The sequence below is a fragment of the Pseudomonadota bacterium genome (assembly GCA_026388255.1).
Lineage (GTDB): Bacteria > Desulfobacterota > Syntrophorhabdia > Syntrophorhabdales > Syntrophorhabdaceae > JAPLKB01.
In genome coordinates this window covers 1-7103 of sequence record JAPLKC010000064.1, presented here as the reverse complement: position 1 = coordinate 7103, position 7103 = coordinate 1, and the positions used below count along the sequence as shown (strand labels likewise).

General features: G+C 45.5%; 8 protein-coding genes. All 8 read left to right on the top strand.

Annotated elements, in window-relative coordinates; translation table 11 throughout:
• Positions 1–911, top strand: a 911-nt coding sequence (gene dsrM / locus NT178_07850) for a sulfate reduction electron transfer complex DsrMKJOP subunit DsrM (GenBank protein ID MCX5812444.1), incomplete at its 5' end; no start/stop codon positions are given.
• 69 nt (positions 912–980) lie between these two features.
• Entirely contained in the window at positions 981–2582 is a 1602-nt protein-coding gene (locus NT178_07845) for a (Fe-S)-binding protein (GenBank protein ID MCX5812443.1), read from the top strand.
• Positions 2583–2610: 28 nt separating this feature from the next.
• Entirely contained in the window at positions 2611–3015 is a 405-nt protein-coding gene (gene dsrJ, locus NT178_07840) for a sulfate reduction electron transfer complex DsrMKJOP subunit DsrJ (GenBank protein ID MCX5812442.1), read from the top strand.
• 70 nt (positions 3016–3085) lie between these two features.
• On the top strand, positions 3086–3853 hold the full coding sequence (locus tag NT178_07835) for a 4Fe-4S dicluster domain-containing protein (protein ID MCX5812441.1): 768 nt from the start codon (positions 3086–3088) through the stop codon (positions 3851–3853).
• Between the two features lie 76 nt (positions 3854–3929).
• Complete coding sequence (gene nrfD / locus NT178_07830; GenBank protein MCX5812440.1) at positions 3930–5117, top strand: polysulfide reductase NrfD; 1188 nt, start codon at positions 3930–3932, stop codon at positions 5115–5117.
• Positions 5095–5457 (top strand): molybdenum cofactor biosynthesis protein MoaE, encoded by a 363-nt coding sequence (locus NT178_07825; GenBank protein MCX5812439.1) that lies wholly within the window; start codon positions 5095–5097, stop codon positions 5455–5457. Before nrfD ends, NT178_07825 begins: the two co-directional genes overlap by 23 nt.
• A gap of 264 nt (positions 5458–5721) precedes the next feature.
• Positions 5722–6450: an ABC transporter permease gene (locus NT178_07820; GenBank protein ID MCX5812438.1), complete on the top strand. Its 729-nt coding sequence runs from the start codon at positions 5722–5724 to the stop codon at positions 6448–6450.
• Positions 6399–7103, top strand: a 705-nt coding sequence (locus NT178_07815) for an ATP-binding cassette domain-containing protein (GenBank protein MCX5812437.1), incomplete at its 3' end; no start/stop codon positions are given. The genes NT178_07820 and NT178_07815, both read left to right, overlap by 52 nt.

The window sequence follows — 7103 nt, the reverse complement described above, 5'->3', positions numbered from 1 at the left end:
TTTTCGGTGTTGTGATGCCTTATACAGCGCTTGTCATCTTTATTACAGGTTTTATATACCGTATCATCACATGGGCTCGCTCTCCTGTTCCGTTTTCCATCCCGACGGTTTGCGGCCAGGCGAAATCACTCCCGTGGATCAAGGCAAACAACACGGAAAGCCCATATACCGCATGGGGGGTATTGCGGCGCATGGTCTTGGAAATATGCTTTTTCCGTTCACTTTTCAGAAATGATTGTACGGAATTGAAAGAGGGGCAGAAGCTCCTCTTCAACGGCAACAAAGGGCTCTGGCTTGCCGGATTGGTGTTCCACTGGTCGCTTCTGGTAATCCTTATAAGACATTTCAGGCTGTTTCTTGAGCCAATACCGTCATACATAGCATGGCTTCAAAGGATTGACGGGATTTTTGAGATCGCCTTACCGGCCCTGTTAATGACCGATATATGCATTATTGTTGCACTTTTATATCTCTTTTTCAGAAGGGTGACTTCCCCGCAGGTTCGGTATATATCTCTCCCTGCTGATTATTTCGCCCTGCTGCTTGTTTTTGGCATATGCATTTCCGGTATGTTGTTAAGATATTTTTATAAAGTGGATATTATGGAAATAAAAAGGTTTGCACTGGGCATTGTCGGTTTGCACCCGGTTATCCCGAAAGAAACCGGTCTTGTCTTTTACGTGCATCTTTTTTTGGTGAGTACCCTGTTTGCCTATTTTCCCTTCAGCAAACTCATGCATATGGGTGGGGTCTTTTTAAGTCCCACGAGAAACCTTAAGAATGACAGCCGCATGAAAAGGCATGTCAATCCCTGGGATTACCCTGTAGCGGTGCGTACTTACGAGGAATGGGAGGATATTTTCAGGGAAGCGATGAAAGAGGCGGGGCTGCCAACGGAGAAGGAAAGATGAAAAGAAATTTAGAATTTAGAAATTAGAATTTAGAAAATTGAAACTTGAGCGTTTCAACAAAGAAAAAAGATGGTTGAGGATAAAGTGAAAACACCTGACGAAATGCTGAATGATGTCAATCTTGAACCGAAAGGGCAGGATTGGATGAACACAAAGCCTGAGTTCCTGAAAGGGACGTATTGTTACAGCGCCCCCTTGAAACATCAGGAATACCTTGAGCTTCCGAATCCCCGTGAATGGCAGCCCACTGACATAGACTGGAAACTCCCCGAAAACTGGAAGGAGATCATTATTGAAGGGATGGGAAAGCTTCTCAAAAGGCATCGCTCTTTCAGACTTTTCCTTGATATATGTGTCAGGTGCGGGGCCTGCGCCGATAAATGCCACTTCTTCATCGGCTCCGGTGATCCGAAGAACATGCCGGTACTCCGGGCAGAGCTCCTGCGGTCTGTCTACCGGAGGTATTTCACTGTTGCGGGAAAGCTCCTGGGAAGGCTTGCCGGTGCAAGAGACCTGACAGAAGAGGTGTTGAAAGAATGGTTCTACTATTTTTTCCAGTGTACGGAATGCAGGCGCTGCTCAGTCTTCTGTCCTTACGGCATTGATACAAGTGAAATTACCATGATGGGGAGGGAGCTTCTGAACCTTGTGGGATGTAATGTACAGTGGGTTGTAGAGCCTGCATCGAACTCGTTCAGGACAGGCAATCATCTGGGCGTTCCGCCGCATGCATTGAAAGAAACCTTTGATTTTGCCCTGGATGAGCTGAAAGATTTGACCGGGATTGCGATAGAAGCCCCGATAAACAGGAAGGGGGCGGAAATTCTCTTTGTTGCCCCTTCTGCCGATTATTTTGCCAGTCCGCACTGGTTTACCTTTCTGGGTTACCTTATGCTGTTCCATGAAATAGGGCTTGACTATACATGGAGCGCTTTTGCCTCGGAAGGGGGCAACTTCGGCCTTTTTCACTCATCTGAACTGGCAAAGAGGCTCAATGCCAAGATTTACGAGGAGGCAAAGAGGTTAAAGGTCAAATGGATTCTTGGCGGTGAGTGCGGGCATATGTGGAGGGTGATACACCAGTACATGGATACATTTAACGGTCCTGCCAATTTTATGGAAGAGCCGAAATCGCCGATTACCGGAACAAAATTCGAGAATGCAAAATCTGCCAAAATGGTGCATATAGCGGAATTTACTGCCGACCTGATATACCACAACAAGCTGAGGTTCGATAAAAGCCGGAACGACAAACACAGGATCACCTTTCACGATTCATGTAACCCTGCACGGAGTATGGGTCTTTTTGAGGAACCCAGATATATTATCAACAATGTCTGCAATGCTTTTTACGAGATGCCGGAAAACACAATCAGGGAACGGACATTTTGCTGTGGAAGCGGAGCCGGTCTCGGTGCGGATGAAAATATCGAGATGAGATTAAGAGGGGGCTTCCCAAGGGCAAATGCTGTGAAATATGTAAGGGAAAAGCACGATGTAAATATGCTTGCCTGTATGTGTGCAATAGACAAGGCTTCTTTGCCGCCGCTGCTTGAATACTGGGTGCCGGGTGTGGAAGTCTGTGGTGTCCATGAACTTGTGGGGAACGCCCTTATTATGAAAGGAGAAAAGGAAAGGACGACAAACCTGCGGGGAGAACCTCTGGAGTAAAGAGTGAAAAGACTAAGGATGAATATTGATGTATGATACAGGGAAGATAATCACCGGTATTATCCTATTTCTCATAATAATGCTGAGCCCTTTCTGGTATAATGCCTTTACCGGAAGGGCAGGATATGTGCCTGATCTGAAGGTAGCAACAGATGCGAGACAATGTGTAGAAGATGCGCAGTATATGAAAGCCAGGCACATGGATTTATTGAATTACTGGAAAAAGGTTGCAGTCAGAGAAAGCACAAAATCATACACGGGCCGTGACGGAAAGACCTATACAATAAGTCTCACAGGTACGTGCATGGGCTGTCATTCAAGCAAGGCTGAATTCTGCGACAGGTGCCACGACTATGCAGGTGTAAAACCTGTTTGCTGGGATTGCCATAATGTGCCGCAGGCGTATGCTAAGAAGGTAGTGAATAGTGAATAGTCGTAAGTGAACAGTTAATGCCTTTGACTATTCACTGAAGTAGCTGTGAATTATGAACAAAAGAGGAAGGATGGATAGGAGAAGTTTTCTAAAATTAGCCGGATTGTCCTTCACAGGATTGGCATTCCAACCCCTTGCGGATTTGTTGCCCAAAACCGTGTTTGCAAAGGACGGTTTGCCAACAGAAACATTGGCATTACAGAAATGGGCAATGGCGGTCGATCTTAATTTATGTTCAAAAAAGGACAATTGCAGGGATTGCATAGACGCCTGTACCCGCATCCACAACATACCCGATTTCGGCAATCCGAAGGATGAGATCAAGTGGATATGGACCGCTCCCTACAAAGATGTCTTTAAGGACCAGGCACATGCTTTTACGAAAGAGATTTTGCTGAAAGCTCCTGTACCTGTCATGTGCAATCACTGTGAGCATCCTCCCTGCGTGAAGGTATGCCCGACAAAGGCGACATGGAAGAGGGAAGACGGGATTGTGATGATGGATTATCACAGGTGTATAGGCTGCAGGTACTGTATGGCTGCATGTCCCTATGGTGCAAGGAGTTTTAACTGGAGAAATCCCAGACCCTTTATTAAAAGCATAAACGAGGGTTTTCCAACGAGAACTAAAGGTGTTGTTGAAAAGTGCAATTTTTGCGAAGAGAGGCTGGCAAAGGGTCTTATGCCGGCTTGTGTTGAGGCTTGCAGCCAAAAGGCACTGACTTTCGGGGATATCCGGGCGCCCCGATCAAAAGTGAAAGCACTGTTGAGCAGGAGATACAGCATCCAACGCAGGGCATACCTCGGCACTGAACCCGTGGTATATTATTTACTGTGAGGATTAACCCGCCCGCGGCGGTATTAAACGTGTATGAAACAGATTGTGAAGTGTGAACGAATAAATATGAGGTTGCATGATCGAGAAAGCGCTTAAGGGGAGCAAAACGTACTGGACATGGATAAGTGTCCTCACCGGTTTTGTCTTAGCCGGCTTTATCTGCTATATATTCCAGTTGAAATACGGTCTGGGCATAACCGGCATGGGAAGAAATGTCTCATGGGGGCTCTACATAGCAAATTTTACCTTCCTCGTAGGTATTGCGGCATCGGCAATAATCGTAATACTGCCCTATTACCTTCACGACTGCAAGGCATTTGCCGGCATCACTGTGCTGGGAGAATTTCTTGCAGTATCTGCTGTGATAATGGCCATGCTTTTTGTTTTTGTTGATCTTGGCGAGCCTGCCCGTGTATTTAACGTGTTTCTTTACCCTTCGCCCCAGTCGATACTCTTCTGGGATATGATTGCCCTGTCTGTTTATTTAATACTGAATTTTATCATCGGCCGGCAGAGCCTTGAATCGGAACGTAAATCAGAAGCCCAACCCCAATGGATAAAACCTCTTATTATCCTTTCCATACCCTGGGCAATAAGCATACATACGATAACGGCATTCATATATGCAGGACTTGCGGCCCGTCCGTTCTGGTTAACAGCCATCCTTGCCCCGAGATTCCTCGCATCGGCTTTTGCGTCAGGCCCTGCGCTTCTTATCCTGATATGCATTATCGTGAGAAAGAGAGCAGGCTTCGATGCCGGTCAGGAGGCAATAAGAAAAATGATGCAGATTGTCACATATGCCCTGATCGTAAATATATTTCTTTTTCTTGTTGAGTTGTTTACTGTCTTCTACGGCAATATTCCCGGGCACGTGCTATATTTTCATGGTATCCTCTTTGGTCTGCCCGGACAGCCTTCGCTTACCCTTTGGATGTGGTTTTCCATCATACTTGCATGGACAGCAGCCTTTCTCCTGGTCAACCAGAAAACCCGCGGAAATGAGCATGTTATAATCGCAGCCTGTATTGCCGTTATTGTATCAGTCTGGATTGAAAAGGGGATAGGTCTTATTGTAACCGGTTTTATCCCATCGCCTTTGGGAGAAATATCGGGTTATTTGCCCACATTGCCTGAAATATTGATAAGCATAGGGATATACGGTATGGGCTTTTTGATACTCACCATATTTTTTCATATTGCCATACAGGTAAAAAGAGAAAATTTAAAGGAGGTTCAATATGATAGACGAATGGATACGTGAAATAAAGGCGCATGCAGATCCGGAAGCCCTGGGCATGATGCTTGCTCATAACGGTGTAGTCAGGGCCACTGCAAAGAACGGAAAACCTGTAAAAGGGATGAAGCTGTCCTTTGACAAAGAAAAACTTGAATCCTGTGTAAATGAAATGAAAAAAAAAGACGGCATAGCAGAAATCAAGGCATGGATCAACCAGGGGGAGTTGAAGATTGGCGATGATATCATGTATATCCTCGTTGCCGGCAGGTTCAGGACAGACGTGCTCCCTGTGCTGCAAGAACTTTTGGCCTTTGTCAAGGGTGAAGTGGTAAAAGAAGAAGAGGTTATGTACGAAGAAGGATGATAAGTCTTATTGTGCCCTGACTTCTGTTGGAAAAAGCTTGAATGAATCCGGAAGGCAAGATGTCTAAAGAATACCTGGCCACTGGAGAATTTTGTAGAAAAAAGTTGCACAGTTGAAAGAATATGTTAAAATATTCAATAAATTTAAATATTCAAAAAAGGCAGCGGAGGAGATTTGGCGGAAATACCCTTACCGGAACATAATAATCCTTTAGCACTTGTTTTTTCTTATACTGGCAAGAAGATATTGGGCCTGTTGGGCAATATGGGTGCAATGGTTATTTTCTTTTCCCTGGCCTTTTTCAGTATCTTCCGTAAAAAGCAATTTATTGAGATAGTAAAACAGGTTTATTATATCGGTGCCAGGTCATCCCTGATTGTTATGCTCGTAGGTCTTTTCACCGGCATGGTCATGGGGCTGCAGCTTTTCTACACCCTGGTGAAGTTTGGCTCTGTAGGCGCCCTTGGATCTGCCGTAGCGCTTTCCCTTATCAGGGAATTGGGCCCGGTTCTGACGGCTATTATGATTACTGCAAGGGCAGGCTCCGGCATGACAGCAGAGATCGGCATCATGCGTATCTCCGAGCAAATCGATGCCCTGTACTCCATGCGGATCGATCCAGTTCGTTATCTTATCAGCCCGAGGATCGCCGCTTCAATCATCAGTTTCCCCCTGCTCACATCATTTTTTGACCTGATCGGGATACTGGGAGGATATTTCACGGGCGTTCTCCTGCTTGGCACAAACGCAGGCACATATTTTTACCGGGTACAGTCATCTATTAATATGGTAGATGTCAGGGGAGGTTTTATTAAGGCCTTTGTCTTTGCCGTAATTGTTTCATGCACATGTTGTTTTCAGGGCTATTTCTGCCATATGCGGAGCGACGGTTACGGGGCCAGGGCCGTGGGTCTTGCCACAGTCTCGGCTGTGGTAATCTCATGCGTGATGATACTTATTGCGGATTATGTTGTAACCTCTTTTATTATGTAAGGATGACCGTGGAAAATGTGCCTTTGATAGAATTCAGAAACGTCACAAAGCAGTTCAATGATAAGATTGTATTAAACAAGGTCAATGCGAGCATCTATGAAAACCAGATTACAACGATCATCGGGAAGAGCGGAACCGGAAAAAGCGTATTCCTGAAACACATTATCGGCCTGCTCAATCCTGATGAAGGCGCCATTCTTTTTCAGGGGATGCCTATCGACAAGATGAATAAAGCTGAACGTGCAGCATACAAAAGTACCATCTCCTACCTGTTCCAGAATAATGCCCTCCTCGATTCCATGACGGTTTTCGATAATGTTGCTTTCCCGTTGCGTCAGACCATGGACCTCAGCAAGAAAGAAATTGAAGAAAAGGTATTGAAAAGGATTGAGGACCTGGAACTCAATGAAGCCCTTAATAAATATCCTTCCGAGCTATCGGGCGGCATGCAGAAAAGGGTAGCCCTGGCGCGGGCACTTGTAACGGACCCCAAGATCGTGCTCTTTGATGAACCGACTACGGGTCAGGACCCCATCAGGAAGAACATGATCCTGAGCATGATTACCCATTACAGAAAAAAATTCGGGTTTACCGCTGTTATGATCAGCCATGATATCCCGGATGTTTTTTTCATATCTGATCGTATTATCATT

What these genes read in the sequence shown, in the direction of transcription:
- dsrJ (MCX5812442.1), top strand. Translation starts at nt 2,611, where the DNA reads ATGTATGATACAGGGAAGATAATCACCGGTATTATCCTATTTCTCATA.
- NT178_07825 (MCX5812439.1), top strand. Translation starts at nt 5,095, where the DNA reads ATGATAGACGAATGGATACGTGAAATAAAGGCGCATGCAGATCCGGAA.
- nrfD (MCX5812440.1), top strand. Translation starts at nt 3,930, where the DNA reads ATGATCGAGAAAGCGCTTAAGGGGAGCAAAACGTACTGGACATGGATA.
- NT178_07820 (MCX5812438.1), top strand. Translation starts at nt 5,722, where the DNA reads ATGGGTGCAATGGTTATTTTCTTTTCCCTGGCCTTTTTCAGTATCTTC.
- NT178_07845 (MCX5812443.1), top strand. Translation starts at nt 981, where the DNA reads ATGGTTGAGGATAAAGTGAAAACACCTGACGAAATGCTGAATGATGTC.
- NT178_07835 (MCX5812441.1), top strand. Translation starts at nt 3,086, where the DNA reads ATGGATAGGAGAAGTTTTCTAAAATTAGCCGGATTGTCCTTCACAGGA.